The following is a 20487-nucleotide window of genomic DNA, read 5'->3' on the forward strand; positions in this document are numbered from 1 at the left end:
GACGCGACGCCAGCCCGCGGGCCACGATTTCGCTCGCCGCGATATCCGACGCAGGTATCCCGCCGCGGACCTAGCATGGCCCACATGCAGACACCGATCACCGGCACGGCCGCGGGCGTACCGTTCACCGCGCTCCCACCCGCCGACAACGCCCCCGCGCCGCTGATCCTCACCTGGCACATGCTGGATGCGCCACGATCGGACGCCGCCTTCGCCGCCGCGCTGCCGATGCACGACCTGCCCGCATGGCGCGTCCACCTCGCCATGCCGATGTGCGGGGCCCGCATGGTCGACGGCAGCACCGACGCCATCGTCGAGCTGTTCACGAAGGACCCGGTGATGTCCTTCCTGCATCCTTTCGTCGAACAGGCCACCGAAGAATTCCCCGCCGCCCTGGCCGCGATCCGCACCCAACTCCCCGTCGATGACGGCCCCATCGGCATCCTCGGTGGGTCGCTGGGCGGAGCCGTCGCGCTGAACATCCTCGCCACCACCGACACTCCCGTCTTCGCCGCCGCCGTCGTCAACGCCGCCATCAGAATGCGGTCCGTCGTAGATCTCTTCCCTGGCGAATACCCCTACGACGCCGAATCCGAAAAAGCAGTAGACGACTTGGATTTCATCGCCAAAGCACCCGCCATCGCCACCCGCGCTCCCCTGCTGATCATCAGCGGCGAATCGGACGACCCCCAAATGCACACCGACGCAATGAACCTCGACGCTGCCGTAGGGGAACGCGCCGAACTGCTCACCATCCCCGGCTTGGCGCACGCCCTCGCTGACGAACCCGGCATCGAACCCGCTCCCCAACTCCCCCTGACCCGCGAGGTCGACATCGCACTGACCACCTGGTTCCGCCGCCATCTCGCCAACGGGAGCTGAGGTCCGCCGAGCCGTGGACTCGGCCTGCCGAGACGACCGAATACCGTGACAGCCACCGACATTCGCAAGCCGTAGAGTACGTTCGGCAGATGCCGCAGCCGAGCACACCGGATTCGGGTCAACCAGCAGCAGACGGCGTGCTGCCAGTCGCGCAGTACATAGCGGGATTGGCCCGCAAGCGGATGGCCGCAGGCGTGATTTTCCGCGACGCAGCGGGGCGGGTGCTCCTGGTCGAACCCTCCTACGAACCGAACTGGGAGATACCCGGCGGCGTAGTGGAACAGGACGAGTCCCCCTGGGCCGCCGCGGAACGCGAGCTGGCCGAGGAACTGAGCTGGCGCCGTCCACCCGGCCGACTCCTGGTAGTTGACTACATCAAGCCATACGACGCACGCCCAGAAGGCGTGGTCTTCGTCTTCGACGGCGGCCTGATCACCGACAACGACGTCGCCGAGATGACATTCGCTGACGGCGAACTCCTTTCGGCAAGCCTCCACACCGTCGCCGAAGCCCGCCGCAAGGTCAAACCCCTACTCGCCGACCGCATCGCCTCGGCACTGGCGGCCGTCGATCAGGGCGTGACAGCACTGTGCGAGCAGGGTCAGCGCATCGTCTGACCGTCGGCACTTCACCTGACGCACAGCCCCTATGAGTTCAGGCTCTCGAGGTGGCAGGCTTTGGACATGCCGGTGCCCGGCATTCGTGAGAATGCCGGGCACCGTGCACCTTTCAGATCAGCGGCTCAACCGTTGGAACCGATGGACCGCCAGCGGAAGGAAGATGGCCGGACTCGGGAACGCAAGCACTCACATGAACCGGTCGACCTCGAAAACCGTGTCGCCGAACCGACTTCCGTAGGATCCGTTCTCGGTGTCCCACACTGCCTTGAACCACAGCCCGGTGAACCCGGACTCTTCGAACTCGCGCACGATTTCGTCGGTGTAGAAGATGTCGCCGTTGTAGAGCTGCTGCGGGATCTTGAATACGGCTCGCGGCGGGATCCTCTCCGGATGGAACACGTGGGACTCGATCTGCATAACCTCACCGGAGCTGAATCGGGCGATCTCGGAGGCATCCTCGTCCAGCGCGTCCACGATGTTCAGCACGTTCAACAAAGCGATCCAGGCGTCAGGGAACCGCGCGGGCAACAGTTCTCCGAACTCGGCGAGCTCAGGACCGAGCACTTCGATAGCTCGGTTCTTCAGCACGAGGGTCGTGGAGATGTACCAGGGGAAGTCTGATGGCTCCTCGTTGCCGTCCTCGCGGACAGACTCCATCTCCACCGTCCACCAGGAATACAGCTTCGGGACACCCTTGAAGGCAAGGCGCTCGGTGTTGTCACGGCTGTCGACCGGCATGGCCCACTCGAAACCTGGGCGGGGCGCACTCACGTAAATCCTCATGCACTCTCTTCGCTCGAGTCAGATGCCGACCGATCCCGCATATCGACGCCATTCTCGCAATCAACTCCGCTGCGACTATCCCCCTGGTCTGGGAACAGCTCCACTATCGGCAGATGCCGAGGACTCCAACAACGCTTCAGTGGTCAGCGTGAAATAGGCTGCGGCGCATAGGGTGTGTTCCATGCAGTCGGAGATCGCTGAGCACATTGCCTCGCTGCCTCGTAAGCGGATGGGGGCGGGCGTGCTGTTCGTCGACGAGTCGGACCGAGTGCTGCTGGTCGAGCCGACGTACAAGGACTACTGGGAACTGCCGGGTGGCGTTGTGGAGGCTGACGAGTCGCCTTATGCCGCAGCGGTCCGGGAGGTTCGTGAGGAGTTGGGCCTCACGATCGTGCCGGGGCGACTGTTGGTGGTGGACTGGGTTCCGTCCGGTATCTATCCCGGTGACGGTGTGATGTTTGTCTATGACGGTGGAGTGTTGAGTGCTGATCAGGCAGCGGCGATAGAACTTCAGGTAGAAGAGCTTCGGAGCTGGGCATGGTGTGATGACGGCGAGGCCGCGGCGCGACTCCCAGATGTGTTGGCTCGACGGGTGGCGGCAGCGCGCCGCGCTCGTACCGAGGGGGCGATGGCATATCTGGAGGATGGTTCAGCTGTGGGTCAGGCTGCGCCCTGAGGTGATCGCTCACCCTTGCGGATTCACCCTCGAATCTACGGGTTGACTACGTAGCAATTCGGGCGAACCGGTAGGCTGGCCCGAAAGCAGGGCACGCTTGGATGAGGGAGTCGTACGGTGCGCGGATTTGGAGATCTGGAGGCGGTGATCATGGACCGCATCTGGGATCGGGACGCAGAGGACACCACGGTTCGCGAGATATTCGACGAACTTTCCGCGCAACGTGACATCGCCTATACGACGGTGATGTCGACGATGGACAACCTGCATCGTAAGGGCTGGCTGGCCCGCGAGCGTTCCGGCAAGGCATACAAGTACTGGCCGACCCTCACCAGGGAAGAGCACAGCGCGCGGCTGATGTTGGAGGCACTCGGCGCGGGCGGGCGCTCCGATCTGGTGCTCAGCCATTTCGTCGACCGCATCAGCGCCGAAGAATCCGCAGGTTTACGCGCGGCATTACGCCGACTCACCGCCCGTAAGACCCCGGACGCACCGCCAGGTGCCGGAGAGGCAGCTCCATGACGCTGGCTGTCGCACTGATGCTCTACGGCAGCGCGGTGGCGACGCTCGGCCCGCCGGTGCTGCGGCGGCTGACCCGCCGCGGGAATGCGCCGCGACTGGGCATCATCGCGTGGATCGTCGCCATCGCAGGCACGCTCGGTGCGTGGACCGCGGCCGCGGCGATGCTGACATTCGAGTTCGCCACCTACTGGGGACATCCGCACGACGCGTTGCGCGCGTGCCTCGCGATCCTCTGGACGCCGCTGCACGAGGACGGCAGTGGCGCGACCAAAGCTGCCACGTTCGCCGTCGGCGCACTGGTTGCCGCGTGCACCATCGCGGTGGTGGCCAGGGCGGTCACGGTGGTGACCGATATGCGCAGGCGCACCAGGTCGCATGCGTCGGCGTTGCGGCTGGTGGGTCGCCGGGTGCCCGGTGTCGACGCGCTGGTGCTGGATTCGCCGCAGCGCCAAGCGTATTGCGTGCCGGGACAACCGGACACGATCGTCGTCACGAGTGCCGCGCTCGACGCGTTGACGCGGGACCAGCTCGCCGCGGTCCTCGCGCACGAGCAGGCCCATCTGCGGGGCAGGCACGCGCCGCTCACCGCGGTACTGCGCGCGGTCGCGACCACGCTGCCCGGGTTGGCGCTGGTCACCGTCGGCAGTGCGGAGATCGCCCGGCTGCTCGAGATGTGCGCCGACGACAAGGCCGCAGACAAGCACGGGTGCGAACCGTTGCTCGGTGGACTGCTCGCGATCCTCGGCGTGACCGAGCCGGTGCCCGACGGCGCACTGGCCGCCGCCGGGACGGCCGTGCTGGCCAGGGCGCAGCGCCTGGTGGATCCGGTGAGCTCGCTCCGGCTGGCGACCACCCGCACCGCACTGCTGGGCGTAATCGCCACGACGGTAACCGGGTTCGCGGTCATCGCGGCGACCGTGGCATTCTGTAGCGCCCTACTCGGCTGATCGAAGGAGCCCCCTGTGCCGCTCACCTGGGACCAGGTTTTCACCTGGCGACTACGCAGGCAGTTCGTCGAACCGCAGGCCAAGAGCGTCACCGAGATCGTCCGTCGACTCTGCGGGGTGCAGGCGCAGGTCACCTCGGCCGCCGAGATGGCGGTGGCGCTGCGGAGTGCGGCACCGGAGTCGGGTGCGCTGGTGCGCGAGTTGCACGACGGCACCTTGATCAAGACCTGGGCCATGCGCGGCACGCTGCACGCACTCACCCCGGAGTTGGCCACTGCCTATCTGTCGCTGCTCGCTTCGACTCGCGTGTGGGAAAAGCCGGTGTGGCAGCGCAATTTCGGCGCATCGCCGGAGGATGTCGCGGCGTTGGGCGTCGAGGTGCGTCGTGTCCTGGACGGCAAGGCATTGACCCGCGACGAGCTTGTCGACGCCATCATCGCCGACCCGGCCTTCGATCGGCTCGGCGAACAGCTGCGGTCCGGGTGGGGCGCACTGCTCAAACCGCTGGCCTGGCAAGGCTTTCTCTGTCACGGTCCGGCACAGGGCACCAAGGTCACCTTCGCCGATCCGGCCCAGTTGATCACCGGGTGGCCCGGTCTGCCGGAACCCGATGCCGCCGCGCCGCTGGCGATCAGGTCCTATCTGAGTGCGTACGGCCCGAGCACTCCGGAGGCGTTCGATGCCTGGCTCAGCCGCGGCAGCGTGCGCAAACCCGTGCTGCGCCGATGGTTTTCGGAGCTGGGCGACGATCTCACCGAGGTCGAGGTGGAAGGTCGGCGCGGCTACCTCTGCACTGAGCACGTCGACGAGCTCGCCGCGACCAAGCCGGCGAAGTCGGTCCACCTGCTCGGCGGCTTCGATCAGTATGTCCTCGGTCCCGGCACCGCTGACACGGCACTGCTGCCCGGGGATCATCGGGCAAAGGTGAGCCGCACGGCGGGCTGGATCTCGCCGATTGTCGTCGCGGGCGGGCGCATCGTCGGCACCTGGGAGCTCGACGAGGACGCGGTCGTGGTGTCGATGTTCGATGACGCACCGCTCCCGAAGAAGGGGCTCGGCACCGCGGTCGACCAACTCGGTGCCGCGCTGGGCCGCGAGGCATTGACGGTGCGCTAGCAGCAGGGAGATACATGCCACTCGTCCGCAAGTATCTCGATCGAACCTCCGCACGCGGCGACAGCAATCGGGCGCTGCGCACCCCTGGCATTCTCCTGATCCTCGCGTGCGCGTTCGTGCCGATGATGGACACGTTCATCGCGGGCGTCGCGCTCCCTGGCATCCGGCGCGACTTCGCCATCGAGCAAGGTTCGGCGCTGCTGAGCCTGGTGCTGGTCGGCTATATCGCGACCTTCGGTGCGCTGCTGATCGTCGGCGGCCGCATCGGCGACCGCTTCGGCCGACGCAGAGTGCTGGTCGCATCGGTGGCGGGATTCCTGGTGACCTCTGCGATCTGCGGCGCTGCGCCGAGCTTCGAGATACTCGTCGGCGGCCGCGTACTGCAAGGCGCCACAGCGGCTTTCGTGATGCCGCAGGTGCTGGGTCTGGTCACCGCGCATGCCGGGCCACGCCGGGAACGCGCGATCAGCTGGTATTCGTCGATGAGCGGTCTGTCTGCACTGGTCGCCCTCATCGGCGGCAGTGCGCTGCTCGATCTCGCGGGCGGCAGCGGTGCGTGGCGGTGGTTGTTCCTGGTCAATATCCCGGTCGGGATCGTCGCATTGTTGCTGCTGCCGCGACTTGTTCCGGACACCGAACCGAATCGTGATCAGTATGTCGACGGGCGCGGCGGAGCACTGCTTTCGGTGACGGTGCTGTCTTTATTGCTGGCCATGTCGATGTCGACAATCCTCGGCGCCGCAACACTATTGGTCGCGCTGGTGGCCGTCGTCTGCGGTGTGGCGTTGTGGTCGCATCTGCGGCGGTGTGCTCGCGCGGGACGGCAGGCGGTGGTGCCGGAGGGCATGTTCGACAACACCGATCTCCGGTGGGCGTTGATCCTGATGTTGCCGTTCTTCGCTGGCGCGGGCGGGTTTCTCTACGCCTTGCCGCAGACGCTGCAGGAGGGCCTCGGCCATTCGCTGATCGCCGCTGGCCTGTTGACCGCGCCGATGGCGGTGGGCTTTCTGGTGTCGTCGTTCGCGGTGCCGCGGATCCGAGCCAGGCTCGGGGTCGCGACGATCGCGCTCGGGGCCGCGATCCAGGCAATCGGCTTGGCGGGCATGGCAATCGGCGTAAGTACCGCGAGCGTGCCGCTGATGGGGGTGGCGATGCTGCTGATCGGCACCGGACAGGGCATCACGCTCGGCGCGATGAACGCGCACATGCTGTCGCTGGTGCCCGCCGAACTCGCCGGGGTGGGCGGCGGCGTGCTGCTCACCGCACAGCAGGTCTCGATCGCCACCGGCGCGGCGGTGCTCGGGACCGTGTTCGGGCTGGTTGTCCAGTCGTCGGGCTTGCAGGCCGCGATGGTGACGGTGTTGGTGGTGCAGATCGTGCTTGCGGCGGTGGTGATCACCGCCGGTCTCCGGTCAGCGGCTCGGCGCGTCGGCTAGCGCCGAGATCTCGGCGAACCCGTAACCCATCTCCTCGTGCAGGAACCGCACCATCGTCCACCATCGGCCGCCGTCGGCATCGAAGCCGCCGAATCTGGCGCTGTACAGCGGGATCCACCGGAGGAACTGCTCGATCATCACCTCGCGCGACGGCTGCTGTTGCCCGTAGTCGGCGTAGGAGATCGACCGGTGGTGGATGAAATATCCACCGGGGAGCCGGTTCTCGCAGAGGTCGGCATACTCTCGGGTCTGCAGGATGAGGTAATGCCACACCTCGTCGATCGCCTGCTCGACGGGCAGGAACAGCCCGCTGAGCTTCTCGCGGTGCGCGGAGACCAACGTCAGGTAGCGGGTCGCCTCGCGGACTTGAATGCGTGCCGTGTGTTCGTCGACCCCGTTGTGGTCGCGCACGTAGTGCACTGTCTCCTCGTACAACTCGCCGAGGATCTCTTGCTCGGTCATCCAGATCCTCCTTCAGCGCACAAGCCAGGCGTATTTCCCTGACTTGCCGATCGGAATGTGCTTGCGGTGCACGGCGGCCACCGTCGTCCCGGTCAGTTGTGTTGCCGCCGAGGACAGTTCGTCCTCGGACTCGCGGTCCAACGCCGCACCGTCGAAGGTGGTGTAGGACAGCTGGGCCGTGGACCCGTCGACGGACAGCTGGTAGACGAACACCCGAGGGCTGATGCCGGCGATGACATCGTCGAGCTCGGCTTGCGAGGTGATCGCGGTGTCGGTGACCAGCAGTTCCTTCTCACGTCCGCAGAATCGCGCGATCCGGTGCGGGTCGGCCGATCCGTCGGTGGTGTGCACACAGTCGCCGGTGTTGTAGCGGAGCAACGGCATGTACGGGTTCCGGATGCTGGAGACGACCAGGCTGTGAATGCCACGGCTGCCGGGGATCGGCTCGAGCTCGACCTCCATGTCGACCAGGTGCGGGTGGTAGCGGCCGTGCGTATCGCCGTAGTACAGATAGCCGAGCTCGGTGCTCCCGAACAATTCGACCACCGGGCAGCCGAGCCGTTCGGTGAGGAACCGCCGCACGTTGCGCGGGGTGAATTCGTAGCCATGTATCGCGCTGACCGGCGCAGGGAATCGGTCGCCTGCCGCCAGCAGTAGGTGTGCCGCGTGATAGGACGAGCAATCGAGATGGTAACGCCCGTCACCCTTTTCGGCTCGCACCGTATCGATCTCGTCGAGCATCCGATCGGCCGCTGCCACAGTCCACAGCGCGGGATCGAGCTCCTGGTTGACGTACACGGTCCGGTCATCGAGCCACCGCCGCGCGAGATCGGCGGGCGCGCCGCCGCGGGATTCGCTCACTCGCGCCACATGATCCGTCGCCAGCCGAGTGGTGACCGAGATGCGCGGGACACCGGCGGCGAAGGTGTCACCGATCTCCGGATGGTCGCGCCAGACCGCGTAGTAGGTCTTCAGCAGGAACAGCGGCGGCCGGATCAACGGCATCCGTGCGTGATTCGTCCCGGTGGACCAGACGTATTGCGCGGCACCGGAGGCCAGTGCGGCATCGACCTGCGGCGTCCGGAACGACTCCGGGAACGATTCGGCCAGAGTCGCTTTCGTGATGATCGGGAAGGAGTTCGCCGCCGCCGCATCCCGATAGAACGGGATGTCGCGGGTCGCTTCGACGAACGCGGACGGTAAGGGACGCGTGCTGTCGGTCATCAGATACCTGGGCGGCCGGGCCCGAGGAGAGCTCGGACCCGGCGATCGCCGCTAGGAAATGCAGCCTGCTTTGGAGATACAACCGGCCTTGGAGATGCAGCCGTCCTTGGTGCCGGATTCCGAGTTGGCAGCGACCCACTTGTCCCAGTTGACATCCTGAGCGAGGGTCTTGATCAGAGCATTCATGAAGCATTTCCCTTCGATCGACGTAACCTGTCTGCCCGCCCATGGTAAAGCAGAAGTAAAGACGATGTCGGGCCTGTGACTGCCGTCACCCGTTTGGAGCAGTGGCGTGTCAACGCTTCTCGCGGCGCGTGAGGTGCAGTTCGAGGCCGTCGAGGATGCGCTGCAGGCCGAAGTCGAAGTCGTCGAACCCGGGATCGAACGCATCCTCGTCGAGTGACTTCATCACCGGGAAGTGGCCGCCGGACATGGCCCGTTCCAGATACGGGACCTGCACCGCCCAGAACTGCTGATCGGTCAGGCCCGTCTTGCCCTCCGCCTCTTGCGAATACACCACGTTCCGGGCGGCGCCCGACACATAGGCGTCGATCATGACGACCACCGAGACCAGCTGTCGATCGGCCAGGCCCATCGGACGAATCCGGGACAGCACCCGTTCCATGCCCTCGACCACGCCGGGCCCGACCACCGGGCGCGCTTGGTTCACCTGCAGTAGCCAGGTGTGCCGCTGGAACTGCGCGAGGTTTTCGTAGGCCATCGCCTCGAGCGCGCCCCGCCAGCCCTCGCCGCCCAATTCCGCGGCAGCAGGTCGCTGCACGCGGTCGAGCATCACATCGAGCAGCTCCGCCTTACCCGGCACGTAGCGATAGAGCGACATGGCTCCGGTGCCGAGCTGGGTGGCGACCCGGCGCATGGTGACCGCTTCGAGCCCTTCGGCATCGGCGACCTCGATCGCCGCTTCCACGATGCGGTCCAGTGTCAGAGCAGGTTTGGGCCCGCGGCTCGGGCGCGGACCGGCATCCCAGAGCAGATCGAGTGTGCGCGAAAGGTCACCACTGCCGCTGGTCTCCGTGCTCGTCATAGGGCCAGAATAATCGCTCGACGAGAAACTGGGTACGTTGTACTCTAAATCGGGTACAATGTACTCAGTTTACGAGTGCGATTCGGAGGGTGTGAGTGAACGACTACGCGGTCTCGGCCGAAGGGCTGGAGAAGAGATACGGGGACAAGCGGGCCCTGGACGGTTTCGATCTGACGGTCCGGCGCGGGACAGTGCACGGCCTACTAGGACCGAACGGTGCGGGCAAGACGACGGCGGTGCGCATCCTGTCCACGCTGATCCGGCTCGATCGCGGCCATGCCACCGTGGCCGGGCTCGATGTGGCCCGACAGCCGCGCGAGGTACGCGCTCGCATCGGCCTCACCGGGCAGTACGCGGCGGTCGACGAAGTGCTCACCGGGCGGCAGAACCTGGAGATGTTCGGCAGGCTCTTCCATCTCGGCGGGCGGCGTGCGGCACGGCGGGCGCAGGAACTGCTCGCTCAATTCGATCTGGTCGAGGCCGCCGACAAAGGCGTCGGCAAATACAGCGGCGGCATGCGGCGCAGGCTGGACCTGGCGGCATCGATGATCCTGGCGCCCGATGTGCTGTTCCTCGACGAACCGACCACCGGGCTCGACCCGCGCAGCCGCGGGGAGGTGTGGGAATCGGTGCGCGCGTTGGTCGCCGACGGCACCACCGTCCTGCTCACCACCCAATACCTCGAAGAGGCGGACAAACTCGCGTCCCGCATCACGGTGATCGATGCAGGTCGGGCGATCGCCGACGACACCCCGGACGGTTTGAAGACCACCGTCGGCGGGGATCTCATCGAGGTCGTCGCAGCCGAGACGGTCGATCTGCCCGCGGTCGCCAAACTGGTGGCCAGGGTGTGTGACGGCGAACCCGATATCGACGAGGTCGAACGGCGGGTGCACGCACCGGTCGCCGATCGGGTTGCCGCGCTGACCGAAGTGGCACGCGCTCTGCAAGACGAAGGCATCAACGTCGAGGACATCGGTCTGCGCCGACCGAGCCTCGACGATGTATTCCTGCAACTCACCGGACATCGCACCAACACGGAGGTGGCAGCCTGATGGCGACCATGGAACTCACCAAGGTCACGTCGCATTCGCGTGCGTTCTGGGCCATTGCCGACAGCTGGAATGTGGTGCGGCGCGGGCTGACTCACTATCAACGACAGCCGGTCAACATCGCATGGCAGCTCGGCTTCCCGATCCTGTCGGTGCTGCTGTACGGCTACGTGTTCGGCAGCGCGATGACGGTGCCGGGCGGTGGTGACTACCGGGACTTCCTGATGCCCGGAATGTTCGCCATGACCATGGCTTTCGGCTTCATCAACACGGCGACGCTCGTCGTGCACGATGCGACCAAGGGAGTCATCGATCGATTCCGTTCGATGCCGATGTCACCCTCGGCGGTTGTGGCCGGTCGCGGTGTCACCGACCTGATCGTCGCCTGCGCCGAGCTGACCATCCTGATGCTCACCGCACTCGCCATCGGCTGGCGGCCGGACGGCGGAATCCTCGGCGGCATGGCGGCATTCGGGCTCCTGCTGCTGCTCCGCTTCGCCCTCATCTGGGTCGGCGTCTGGCTCGGACTGATCGTGCCCAACCCGGAAGCGGCAGGCGGCTTGTTCGCGGTGGCGTTCCCGCTCACCATGATCTCGAGCATCTTCGTTGCCCCCCAACTGATGCCGAGCTGGCTGGGCGCCATCGCCGCGTGGAATCCGATCTCCTCCACCGTCGCCGCCAGCCGCGAGCTGTTCGGCACCCCGGTCGGCAGTGGAAACTCGTGGATCGAACAGCATGCGCTGCTGATGGGCGTGCTGTGGCCGCTGATTCTTACGGCCATCTTCCTTCCGCTGGCGGTCCATCGGTTCCAACGGTTGAGCCGCTGATCTGAAAGGTGCACGGTGCCCGGCATTCTCACGAATGCCGGGCACCGGCGTATCGGCCGGAACTCCGTGCCGGAACGGCGGTCAGTGTTTCCTTCGCAACATCTCGACCCACTTGTGCGTCAAGGCGTGGATGCGGGATTTCGTCGATTTCCTTGCGCCGCTTCCTGGCACATGGACAAACTGTGTCCGTTCCCGGATGTCGATGAACCATTCGGCGGCGATGTCGGCGGCGCGGAGTGGTGCGACGTTGTCGACGATCAATCCGTCCGGCGGCGATGTGTCGACCGAATCCGCCGCGCGGACACCGTCATCCCAGTTGAGGCAGGCCGGGCTCCAGCCTCCCCTGAGGTGCTGACCGTCGTAGTCCACGCGCAGTACCGCCGCGATGAAGTTGTCGGTGATGAAGTCCAGGGAGGCAACCATCCATGGCGTGCCGTCCTCGTCGCAGTGATACCAATCATCGACACCGGGCACCCGTGCGCTGAGCGAGGTGAAGAACGCCTCCTCGTCCGGCGTCGGATCCAGGTCACGCATAGCGCGATTGTGTGCCCTGCCTGGCGGATTGGCTACCGGTTTTATCGACCGCGTGGACCGCGGTCGTCGTCGCGCAAGAAGACAAGCGCGGCCAGTGCCGCGCCGACCATCAGCGCAGCGGCCACACCGAATCCTGCGGCGAACCCTCGGGTAAGCGCCTCGGCGGCTTCATCGGGGCGATCGGCCAGGCGCGTGTTGGTGGTATGCGTTGCCGCCGAGGACAATACGGCCAACCCGACGGCGCCGCCGAGTTGCAAGCTGACATTGAGCAGCCCAGACCCGACACCGCTGTCGGCGGGCGACAGCCGGGACAGCCCAGCGGTAGTAACGGGGACAATCATCATGCCCAAGCCCAGACTGAGCACGGTCGAGGGCAGGATCACGTCGATGACGACGTCGCCCACGGAACTCATACCGGTGAACCACCAAGCCCCCGCGACGGCGAACGCCGCACCCACCGCTACCACCCACCGACTACCGAGCATGCGAACCAGAATCGGCGCCGAGACAGCAGCCGCTACGGTGACAGCCGTCAACGGCAGATAAGCCAAGCTGGTGGCAAGCGCTGAACGATGCAACACCTGTTGCTGGTACAGCGTCGCGAAGTAGAACATCGCGAACATGGCACTGCCACGCAGCGCATTGATCACCGAAGCGCCGGTCAAGCCGCGGTCGCGGAACAGCCGCAGCGGAATGAGGGGCTCGCGGGCGAACCGCACCTCGTGCAGCACGAAGTACGACAGCAACAGGGCTGTCAACGCCGACAAGCCGATGATGTACGCCGAACTCCAGCCATAACGGTCGGTCTGCAACACTGTGAACGCGAGAAGCGTCGCCCCCGCGGTCGAGGTCACCGCGCCCACGAAGTCGAAGCGTTGCCCGCCCCGCTCGGGCTGATCGGCGCGGACCCACCGAGTGCCGATGAGCAGAACCACACCGATAGGCACGTTGACGAGAAAGATCCACCGCCACCCTGGTCCAGTGACCAAGACGCCGCCCAGTATCAGACCAAGTGCACCGCTGGCACCGAAAACGGTGCCCCACACCGCCAACGCTCGATTACGCGGTCGCCCGCTCGGAAACTCCGTCGCGATCAGAGCCAGCGTCATCGACGCGATGGCCGCAGCCGCCAGACCCTGCAACGCTCGCGCGGCGATCAGCACGCCAGCCGTTGGTGCCACCGCGGCGGCCATCGAGGCAACGGTGAACGTCGCGACACCGGCGACGAACACTCGTCGACGCCCCAACAGGTCGCCGGCCCGCCCTGCCAGCAACAGAAACCCACCGAACAGGATCATGTACGCGTTGATGACCCACGTCAGGGCCGACGACGACAGGCCCAACTGGTGCTGAATGCTCGGCAATGCGGCATTGACCACCGTCACGTCGATGCCGTCGAGCGCCTGGGCGGTGCACAACACGATCAGGGCAGCGGTGTGCCGGGAGGTCCAGACGAACGCGGGGGCACCACCCTCCACATCCTGAACACAATGTTCACTATCGAATACCATGTTCCCCAGACTTGCTCACGCCTCGCAGCGTCGGCAGAGTCAATCACCACGCAGTATTCGGTACCGAACATCAGCTCGGGAGATGTTCGGTACGGCCAGGATCCGGCTCACCGAGGAGGAGCGCGTGCCACCCGCTGACACCGACCGGCGAGTCAGACGAACTCGTCAACTGTTGCGCCGCGCGCTGATCGAGCTCATCACCGAGAAGGGATACGACCACACGACGGTTCAAGACATCCTCGACCGCGCCGATGTAGGCCGGTCCACCTTCTATAGTCACTACCCCACCAAAGATGCCCTTCTCCTCAGTGGCTTGGACGAGTTGCGCGCCGCTCTCGCTCCAGGCGACACGATCAGCTCCGGCGACGCGACCCCCTCCCTGATGGCTCCACTGCGTCCGCTGTTCGCGCACGCGGCTGAGCATCGGCATCTCGCCCGCGCTCTCCTGGGCAGTCGTGCCGCACCAACTGCTGTCCGTGCCGGACGACGGATGCTCACCGAAACCCTCTCTGCGCACCTCCGCACCGCTTTACCCACCTGCGATGTGCGGCAACTGGACATGACCGTCGCCGTCCTCGTCAACGGCCTTCTCGGCCTGTTCACTTGGTGGCTCGACGCCGAACCACACCTACCCGCCGAACAGGCATACACATGGTTCGACGAGCTCGCCACACACGGGCTTCAGCCACTCCTGCACCGAACCGACACGTAGCACAGCGTGGATCTGATCGGCGTGTGTCGGATCCAGATCGCGCATATCGGAATGCGTGTGTCCTGCCTGGCGGATTGGCGACTGATTCATCGGCGCTCCGCGGATGCTGTCGAGGGATGGCCGGGCCACTGCACGGCGTATCCAGGCGACCGGCCACGGCGGGCGCGTGCGTAGCGCAGCAGCTCTCGGACGATGCCTGCGTTTCCCATGGCCCAGCCTGGCCGCGGCGCCAAGTCGCTGAGGGTGACCCGATGCTCGTGGTTGGACCAGCGGACTCCTGCCTGGTCGACGGTGGCGCGCTCGGTGAGATCTTCGACCAGGACGTCGGCGAACTCGTGTGCCCGGCGGCGCGCGACGGGGTCAGGGTGGGCAACGAGACGATCGCACGCGAAAGCGAGGACTCCCGCTGTGCCGCAACACCATCCGTTGTTGTCCCAGAATCCTGGTCGTATCCGGCGTGGCAGTCCGCAGTGGGTGATGGTGTGCCAGCATCGATCGACGAGTCGCGCCCAGCTCACGTCGTCGGTGGCGGCGCCGAGCTGGCGGAAGACCTGGGCGTCACCGGCGGGACCGTTGCACCAGCCGAAGCTGTAGCGCTCGATCAGGTCCGGGCGATGCGGCGGGTCCGAGTGCGGCACCAGAAATCCTTGCGGGCCTGCAATATCGCGGGCAACCACGTCGGCGGCGCCGGCGAGCGCGGTGGACAGCAGATCCGCCCGGCCTGTCGCGGCCGACACCGCGGCCAGCGCCTGCACGATCCCGAGGGTGCCGTGCGCAATGTGGTGTGAGCGAGCCGGACTCGGCCGCACCGCCCAGTTGACCCCGTCTGGCGTGGGGTCCGCGCTGTGCACATACGGCATGACCGCACGCAATGCAAGTTCCGTGTCGCCAACATGCAACGCCCCCAGCGCAATACCCGCATTCCCTGCGAACAGTTCGAAGAACGGCCCCCACCGCTGCCCGTCGAATGCCGCGCGCACCCGGTCGAGCCCGCGCAGCGCCGCTTTCTCGCACACTGAATCCCCGAGCCGAATATGCACCGCGTGCAACGCAACTGCCATACCGGTCAATCCTGAATACAACGACCAGTAGCGTTCCGTCTCGACCTGCGCCGCGATCTGCCGAGCCCCGCGAAGCGCGGCCTCCCCGTACCGATCGTCCCCGAAATACTCGTGCGCCTCCAGCAGCGCCAACACAATCCCCGCACCCCCGTGATACAGGGTGGGATCCACTTCCGCTTCGCCGACGACCGGCCGCCAGGCCAGCCCGTGTTCCCCGACCTCAGCTTGCGCGAGCATCCACTCGACCGCCCCGCGCGCCAACGGCTCCACCGCTTCGACGCCGACCACACCTTCCTGCATGGTCACCACCGTAGGACGGATCTCATTAAGAGACTGTGACGGCTGCTGTCGATGTGGTGGCAGCGCGAGGAAGGTCGCGCTCGGCCCAGTCGGCCATTGCAGCCAGGACGGCGTCCAAGCGACGGCCCGCGGGTGTCAGTTCGTATTCGACGCGGGGCGGAACTTCGGCGTAGGCGGTGCGGGTTACCAGGCCGGTTTCTTGGAAGCGCTGCAGGCGCGAGGAGAGCGTTTTGGGGCTGATTCCCGGTAGCGCGGAACGCAATTGGGAGAAGCGGGTTGGCCCGTTCAGCAGTTCTCGCACGATGAGGGTGGCCCATGGTCCATCGAGGACGACCAGGAACCGCGCGATCGGGCACTCCGGCAGCAGGTGATCGACATCACTCACGGTATCTCCAATAGTTCATTTGAAGTAACTGGTTCCCTGAGGGAACTATAGCGGTTACCTTCCCATCAGCAAACCTCAGGAGAACATCATGACCGTCACCATCGACCCACGGACCAACACCGCCGCCGAGATGGTTCGCAACGCCCCGACCACCGCTTTGCAGGTCGCCAGCCGCAACTACGAGCTCTACGACACCGGCAATGTGGCGGGCGTCGACGAGGTCTTCGCCCCCGACCTCATCGACCACAACCCGGTCCTCGGCGTGCCGAACGCACTCGACGGCATGCGATACCTCATCAGTGAGGTGCGCGACGGGTACACCGACACGCAGCATCGAATCCTGTTCCAGCGGGAACTGTCCGACGGCTGGGTGGTCAACCACTGGCAGATGACCGGCGTCCACACCGGCGACGCGTTCGGGATGGACGCCAGCGGAAAGCCCGTCGCCTTCAACGGCACCGACATCGTCCGCGTCGTCGACGGCCGGATCACCGAGATCTACCACGTCGAGGAGCTGCTCCAGCTGACCATGCAGGTCAAGGCCTGACTCGAAAGGTCGAACCAGCAACCACCGCAACCACTTTCGAAAGAAGCCAACCATGGAAGCGTCCACGCCGCTCCTGATCTACGCCTTCGACGCCTATTGCGGCTGGTGCTACGGGTTCACTCCGTGGCTGCGCCGCGCCGTCGCCGATCGCCCGCACATCGCCGTCGAGGTGGTGTCCGGCGGCCTGTTCACCGGATCCCGCCGCGTGCCGATCCGCGAACTCCGCCACATCCCCACCGCTAGGCACCGGGTGACCGCACACACCGGCGCCGTCTTCGGCCCCGCCTTCCTGACGTTGCTCGAACGAGGCGACTTCGTGATGGATTCCGAAGACGCAGCGGCTGGCCTGGCCGGACTACGCGACTTGGCGCCGACCAGGGCGCTCGACCTCGCCTCCGCCATGAGCTACGCCTTCTATCACGACGGCCACAGCCTGTCCGACCCCGACACCTACCGCACCATCGCCGAGCACTACGAACTCGACGGCGACGCCGCGGCCGCCGCCCTGACCAACCCCGCCCACCAACGACAAGCCCGGCTCGAGTTCACCCAGACCCGAATCCTGGGCGTGCAGTCCTACCCCACCCTGCTCCTCGACACCGGTTCCGGCCCACGCATTCTCGAGGTCACGCACACCGCCCCGAGCCGGATCAGCGAACATCTCGACAGCATCCTCGCCGCCATCCCCTTCTAACACCGGAACCGCGCAACGAGTGGCACATGGCGGTGAGCTCTACTCGCACGATGCCGCAGCCATGTGCCACTCGTCGCGCCACGAAGCGCGCATTCCGGCACCGAATGGGATATATCCGACACGCTGGCTGGGGTGCGGGTAGTCCGATCCAGGCCGCCCGCGGGATCGAATAAGCAGGAAGAGCCACTGGACCCACCCGGGCCACAGCGCGACAGGTCTACCAGGAATCACGAGGAAGGGATCTGGCTAGATGACCAACAGCCGTGCACGCTCCATAGTCGGACTGCTCGTCGCCGCTTTGGCCGGTGGTGGCGTCGCCGGACTGACACCACACGCGGCAGCGGTGTCGGTCGACGTGACATGTGAGGGCACTGAGACGGCAACCTACGAGCCGGGACTGCGACAGACCGCACAACCTGTCAGCTATGCAGTCAACGGAGTGCTGTCCGCATGCAGCTCTTCCGACCCGAGCATCATCGCGGGCACCTACGGCGAGCAAAGCTCGGCGACATTGTCATGTGCCACCTTCTTTGCCGAAGCGAGTGGAACGAGGGTGTTCCGGTGGAGCGACGGACGTTCGAGTACCTTCGCCTTCGACCGCGCCATCAAGGATGCCGGTGGTCAGTCCACGGTGACCCTCACCGGCACCATCGTGAAGGGCGAGTTCGTCGGCAGCGCGGTGATCGAACAGGTTGCCTTTTTGACGCCGAGGACGACGGACTGCCTGATATCCCCCGGACTCGCACAATTGGGTCCAGCGAAGGTCGCTCTCACCATCAGCAAGGAGTGACCGGCTGCACGGTCTCATTTGCAGCACCGGGCTTGCAGACTGTGAAACAGAATTACGCACCAATTCCCGACTGAGCCGTGTCCCTGGAGTTGCCGTCAACCGGGGACACGGCTCAGTCGGCGAAATGGCGTGTGCCAGAAAGCGTGCCGTCTATCTCAAGCGATCTCGGCGGGTGTGGCCAGCGCGGCCTGCATCGCGACACCGTCGACATAGGTGTGCTTTTCGCGCACCGCACCGTTCTCGACGTACACCACATCGGCGATGTCCACGTCGACGACGGCGCCGGTGACCGACGTACCGGACAGCTTCCATTGGACCGCCCAGAAATCGTCGCCGACGCGCAGGTTCACCAGGGTGAAGACGAGATCGGGGACCAGCGCGAAGGTTTCCGCGGCGGCGGCGCGGATCTCGGCACGCCCGCGCGCGGGTTCGCGACCGGAGTGCAGGTGGAAAATCGAGTCGGGAGTGTGCAATTCGACGATGCGGTCGGGGTCGCGCCCAGCCCAGCAGGCGTGGTAGCGGTCGAACAGATCCTTGGTGGCAGCGGACATATGCTGATCCTTCTAAGATACAAACAGGATGACTGTATGTTCCAGGAGGGTAGCACCGCGCACGGGCCGAAATGAGCCGAATCGCAGACAGATTCGGTCCTGCCCTAGACTTCGACGTCGCCATGAACGCTGATCGCCGAACCCAAGCCGAACGCTCGGCCTCGACCCGCGGCGCGGTGATCCGTGCCGCGCGAGACCTGTTCGGGCAGCACGGATACGGGGCGGTGAGCACCATCGCGGTCGCCGAAGCCGCCGGTGTCAGCCGCGGCGCGCTCTACCACCAGTTCAACGACAAGCGCGACCTGTTCGAGGCGGTCTTCGAGGACCTCGAACGCAGCCTCGTCGAGGTGATAGGCGCCGCGATCGCCGAGTCACCCTCCCCCGATCCGATCGCGAACCTGATCGTCGGCTGCCTGGCCTGGCTACAGGCCTCGACCGCGCCCGAGGTACGGCGGATCGCGCTGTTGGACGGACCCGCCGTACTCGGCTGGAGCCGGTGGCGCGAGATCGAACTGCGCCACACGATCGGCCGGGTCGAGAACGCGTTAGCCGGCGCCATCGCCGCGAAACGCATAAGAGCCCAACCCGTGCGGCCATTGGCGCTGGTCATCGTCGGCGCGCTGGACGAGGCCGCCCAATACCTCGCGCACTCAGACAACCCCGCCGAGGACACCACGGCCATTCGCTCGGTGATCGAACAGCTCATCTCCGGCCTGACGCTCGACCCAAAGGCGCACAGTTAGGGCCTGTTTCATGGCTCGAGGTCGGCCACTCCCCTGCCGGTGGACATGTCGAACGGCACCGAGGCCTGGTCGTGCGTGATCAACCAGGTGCCGTCGATCTTCCGGTAGCAGAAGGTGACTCGGACCCACATGCCGTTGGTGGCGGTTCCGTTCTGCAGCGTGCCGCGCAGGCGACCGAAGCCGTGGCCGAACGCCACCTCGTCACCGACGGTGAGTGTCAGCTCGCGAAGCTCATAGGTCACCTCGGTGAAGAACGTGAATACCTTTGCCCAGTTCCGCATTTTCGCGTCCACCCCGACGTGCTGCAGCGGCGGCTCGACGTCGAAGGACACGACATCCGTTGCGTAACAGCGCTTCAGGGCCTCGATATCTCTGGCTCGGACTCCTTCGATGATCTTGTCGACTTGCTGCGCGAGCGCGGCTTCGTCGACCTCACGTTGAGTAGGCATGTCGAATCCCTTCGAATCTCGGCTATTGGCAAGGCGTTCAGGCGACGGTGACCGCGGACCGCAACGGTGTGAGCGCAGTACTCCAAGCGACGACCTGATCCAGCGTCCTGTCCAAGGTCGCGGCGTGGCGATCGTTCGGCGTGAAGGTGGTGTGGTTCTCGAAATCGGTGAGCACCGAAATCGAAACTTGATGGCTCACCACGGCCATACGCAAAGCACTGCACACCAACCGCAGAAACTCCGCCGCGCGCACGCCACCATCCACCCCGTAGGAGACGAACCCGACCGCCTTGTCGGCCCACTCCGCGAAAAGATGGTCGATGGCGTTCTTCACCACGCCTGGCGTCGAATGGTTGTACTCGGGCGTCACGAACACGAACCCGTCGAAGGGCGCGATCCGCTCGGCCCAGGCACGCGTGTGCGCGTGCACGGACGGCCCGAACATCGGCGGCACCGGCTCGTCGAAATGCGGCAGCGGATGATCACGCAGGTCGATCAGTTCGAACTCGGCGTCGCCGCGACGCGACGCTGAATCCAGTACCCACTGCGCGACTTGCGGTCCGTTGCGGTTGGGCCGGGTGCTGCCGAGGATGATGGCGATTCGGGTCATGGCTGGAA

General features: G+C 65.7%; 26 protein-coding genes. 14 read left to right on the plus strand and 12 right to left on the minus strand.

What is annotated here, in order from left to right; all coding sequences use genetic code 11:
- Positions 1 to 84 precede the first annotated feature (84 nt).
- Both NA11_RS07840 and NA11_RS07845 read left to right on the plus strand, forming a co-directional pair.
- Positions 85 to 882 carry a prolyl oligopeptidase family serine peptidase gene (locus NA11_RS07840; protein WP_069161099.1) on the plus strand — a complete coding sequence of 266 codons (798 nt, stop codon included), beginning with the start codon at positions 85 to 87 and terminating at the stop codon, positions 880 to 882.
- Between the two features lie 89 nt (positions 883 to 971).
- Positions 972 to 1499 carry an NUDIX domain-containing protein gene (locus tag NA11_RS07845; RefSeq protein WP_069161100.1) on the plus strand — a complete coding sequence of 176 codons (528 nt, stop codon included), beginning with the start codon at positions 972 to 974 and terminating at the stop codon, positions 1497 to 1499.
- A 189-nt stretch (positions 1500 to 1688) separates the two neighbouring features.
- On the opposite strand, the gene NA11_RS07850 is transcribed toward NA11_RS07845, so the two are convergent.
- A complete protein-coding gene (locus NA11_RS07850; RefSeq protein ID WP_141717470.1) occupies positions 1689 to 2285 on the minus strand; it encodes an imm11 family protein in 597 nt (198 codons plus the stop codon).
- A 181-nt stretch (positions 2286 to 2466) separates the two neighbouring features.
- Between NA11_RS07850 and NA11_RS07855 the strand changes: the two genes are divergently transcribed.
- From NA11_RS07855 to NA11_RS07875, 5 genes are all read left to right on the plus strand, one after another.
- Entirely contained in the window at positions 2467 to 2961 is a 495-nt protein-coding gene (locus tag NA11_RS07855; protein ID WP_245745770.1) for an NUDIX domain-containing protein, read from the plus strand.
- A gap of 117 nt (positions 2962 to 3078) precedes the next feature.
- Positions 3079 to 3483, plus strand: a complete 405-nt coding sequence (locus NA11_RS07860; protein WP_393449296.1) for a BlaI/MecI/CopY family transcriptional regulator — start codon at positions 3079 to 3081, stop codon at positions 3481 to 3483.
- The gene (locus NA11_RS07865) at positions 3480 to 4430 is read left to right on the plus strand and encodes a M56 family metallopeptidase (protein WP_069161103.1); all 951 of its coding nucleotides are present in this window, start codon (positions 3480 to 3482) and stop codon (positions 4428 to 4430) included. Before NA11_RS07860 ends, NA11_RS07865 begins: the two co-directional genes overlap by 4 nt.
- A gap of 15 nt (positions 4431 to 4445) precedes the next feature.
- The gene (locus NA11_RS07870; protein WP_069161104.1) at positions 4446 to 5546 is read left to right on the plus strand and encodes a winged helix DNA-binding domain-containing protein; all 1101 of its coding nucleotides are present in this window, start codon (positions 4446 to 4448) and stop codon (positions 5544 to 5546) included.
- A 14-nt stretch (positions 5547 to 5560) separates the two neighbouring features.
- Positions 5561 to 6982: an MFS transporter gene (locus NA11_RS07875; RefSeq protein ID WP_069161105.1), complete on the plus strand. Its 1422-nt coding sequence runs from the start codon at positions 5561 to 5563 to the stop codon at positions 6980 to 6982.
- Here the strand turns inward: NA11_RS07875 and NA11_RS07880 are convergent.
- From NA11_RS07880 to NA11_RS07890, 4 genes are all read right to left on the minus strand, one after another.
- Positions 6959 to 7444: a glycine-rich domain-containing protein gene (locus NA11_RS07880; RefSeq protein ID WP_069161106.1), complete on the minus strand. Its 486-nt coding sequence runs from the start codon at positions 7442 to 7444 to the stop codon at positions 6959 to 6961. The genes NA11_RS07875 and NA11_RS07880 overlap by 24 nt on opposite strands.
- 12 nt (positions 7445 to 7456) lie before the next feature.
- Positions 7457 to 8668 carry a hypothetical protein gene (locus tag NA11_RS07885; RefSeq protein WP_069161107.1) on the minus strand — a complete coding sequence of 404 codons (1212 nt, stop codon included), beginning with the start codon at positions 8666 to 8668 and terminating at the stop codon, positions 7457 to 7459.
- A gap of 51 nt (positions 8669 to 8719) precedes the next feature.
- Positions 8720 to 8854: a hypothetical protein gene (locus tag NA11_RS47010; protein ID WP_281196835.1), complete on the minus strand. Its 135-nt coding sequence runs from the start codon at positions 8852 to 8854 to the stop codon at positions 8720 to 8722.
- Positions 8855 to 8963: 109 nt separating this feature from the next.
- Positions 8964 to 9713, minus strand: a complete 750-nt coding sequence (locus NA11_RS07890; RefSeq protein ID WP_069161108.1) for a TetR/AcrR family transcriptional regulator — start codon at positions 9711 to 9713, stop codon at positions 8964 to 8966.
- Between the two features lie 95 nt (positions 9714 to 9808).
- On the opposite strand from NA11_RS07890, the gene NA11_RS07895 reads away from it, so the two are divergent.
- On the plus strand, positions 9809 to 10768 hold the full coding sequence (locus NA11_RS07895) for an ATP-binding cassette domain-containing protein (protein WP_069161109.1): 960 nt from the start codon (positions 9809 to 9811) through the stop codon (positions 10766 to 10768).
- Entirely contained in the window at positions 10768 to 11592 is an 825-nt protein-coding gene (locus tag NA11_RS07900; RefSeq protein ID WP_069161110.1) for an ABC transporter permease, read from the plus strand. Before NA11_RS07895 ends, NA11_RS07900 begins: the two co-directional genes overlap by 1 nt.
- 81 nt (positions 11593 to 11673) lie before the next feature.
- Here the strand turns inward: NA11_RS07900 and NA11_RS07905 are convergent, their stop codons facing one another.
- Together NA11_RS07905 and NA11_RS07910 are read right to left on the minus strand one after the other, a co-directional pair.
- Positions 11674 to 12126 (minus strand): hypothetical protein, encoded by a 453-nt coding sequence (locus tag NA11_RS07905; protein WP_069161111.1) that lies wholly within the window; start codon positions 12124 to 12126, stop codon positions 11674 to 11676.
- A 41-nt stretch (positions 12127 to 12167) separates the two neighbouring features.
- Positions 12168 to 13637 carry an MFS transporter gene (locus NA11_RS07910; RefSeq protein WP_084654328.1) on the minus strand — a complete coding sequence of 490 codons (1470 nt, stop codon included), beginning with the start codon at positions 13635 to 13637 and terminating at the stop codon, positions 12168 to 12170.
- 124 nt (positions 13638 to 13761) lie between these two features.
- Between NA11_RS07910 and NA11_RS07915 the strand changes: the two genes are divergently transcribed.
- Complete coding sequence (locus NA11_RS07915) at positions 13762 to 14349, plus strand: TetR/AcrR family transcriptional regulator (protein WP_218023258.1); 588 nt, start codon at positions 13762 to 13764, stop codon at positions 14347 to 14349.
- An 86-nt stretch (positions 14350 to 14435) separates the two neighbouring features.
- Here the strand turns inward: NA11_RS07915 and NA11_RS07920 are convergent, their stop codons facing one another.
- Both NA11_RS07920 and NA11_RS07925 read right to left on the minus strand, forming a co-directional pair.
- Positions 14436 to 15710, minus strand: a complete 1275-nt coding sequence (locus NA11_RS07920) for a lanthionine synthetase LanC family protein (protein WP_218023259.1) — start codon at positions 15708 to 15710, stop codon at positions 14436 to 14438.
- A gap of 25 nt (positions 15711 to 15735) precedes the next feature.
- Positions 15736 to 16095 carry a winged helix-turn-helix transcriptional regulator gene (locus tag NA11_RS07925; protein ID WP_069161114.1) on the minus strand — a complete coding sequence of 120 codons (360 nt, stop codon included), beginning with the start codon at positions 16093 to 16095 and terminating at the stop codon, positions 15736 to 15738.
- Positions 16096 to 16183: 88 nt separating this feature from the next.
- Between NA11_RS07925 and NA11_RS07930 the strand changes: the two genes are divergently transcribed.
- From NA11_RS07930 to NA11_RS07940, 3 genes are all read left to right on the plus strand, one after another.
- Positions 16184 to 16642 (plus strand): ester cyclase, encoded by a 459-nt coding sequence (locus tag NA11_RS07930; protein WP_084654330.1) that lies wholly within the window; start codon positions 16184 to 16186, stop codon positions 16640 to 16642.
- Between the two features lie 52 nt (positions 16643 to 16694).
- Positions 16695 to 17336 (plus strand): DsbA family protein, encoded by a 642-nt coding sequence (locus NA11_RS07935; protein ID WP_069161115.1) that lies wholly within the window; start codon positions 16695 to 16697, stop codon positions 17334 to 17336.
- A gap of 250 nt (positions 17337 to 17586) precedes the next feature.
- Complete coding sequence (locus NA11_RS07940) at positions 17587 to 18126, plus strand: hypothetical protein (protein WP_069161116.1); 540 nt, start codon at positions 17587 to 17589, stop codon at positions 18124 to 18126.
- A gap of 155 nt (positions 18127 to 18281) precedes the next feature.
- On the opposite strand, the gene NA11_RS07945 is transcribed toward NA11_RS07940, so the two are convergent.
- Positions 18282 to 18677: a nuclear transport factor 2 family protein gene (locus tag NA11_RS07945; RefSeq protein WP_069161117.1), complete on the minus strand. Its 396-nt coding sequence runs from the start codon at positions 18675 to 18677 to the stop codon at positions 18282 to 18284.
- A gap of 122 nt (positions 18678 to 18799) precedes the next feature.
- Between NA11_RS07945 and NA11_RS07950 the strand changes: the two genes are divergently transcribed.
- Entirely contained in the window at positions 18800 to 19420 is a 621-nt protein-coding gene (locus tag NA11_RS07950; protein WP_069161118.1) for a TetR/AcrR family transcriptional regulator, read from the plus strand.
- 8 nt (positions 19421 to 19428) lie between these two features.
- Here NA11_RS07950 and NA11_RS07955 read toward each other — a convergent pair whose 3' ends face one another.
- Together NA11_RS07955 and NA11_RS07960 are read right to left on the minus strand one after the other, a co-directional pair.
- On the minus strand, positions 19429 to 19869 hold the full coding sequence (locus NA11_RS07955; RefSeq protein ID WP_069161119.1) for a YybH family protein: 441 nt from the start codon (positions 19867 to 19869) through the stop codon (positions 19429 to 19431).
- 37 nt (positions 19870 to 19906) lie between these two features.
- Positions 19907 to 20479 (minus strand): NADPH-dependent FMN reductase, encoded by a 573-nt coding sequence (locus NA11_RS07960; protein ID WP_069161216.1) that lies wholly within the window; start codon positions 20477 to 20479, stop codon positions 19907 to 19909.
- Positions 20480 to 20487: the final 8 nt, after the last annotated feature.

This window comes from Nocardia altamirensis NBRC 108246 (genome assembly GCF_001612685.1).
Classification (GTDB): Bacteria; Actinomycetota; Actinomycetes; order Mycobacteriales; family Mycobacteriaceae; genus Nocardia; species Nocardia altamirensis.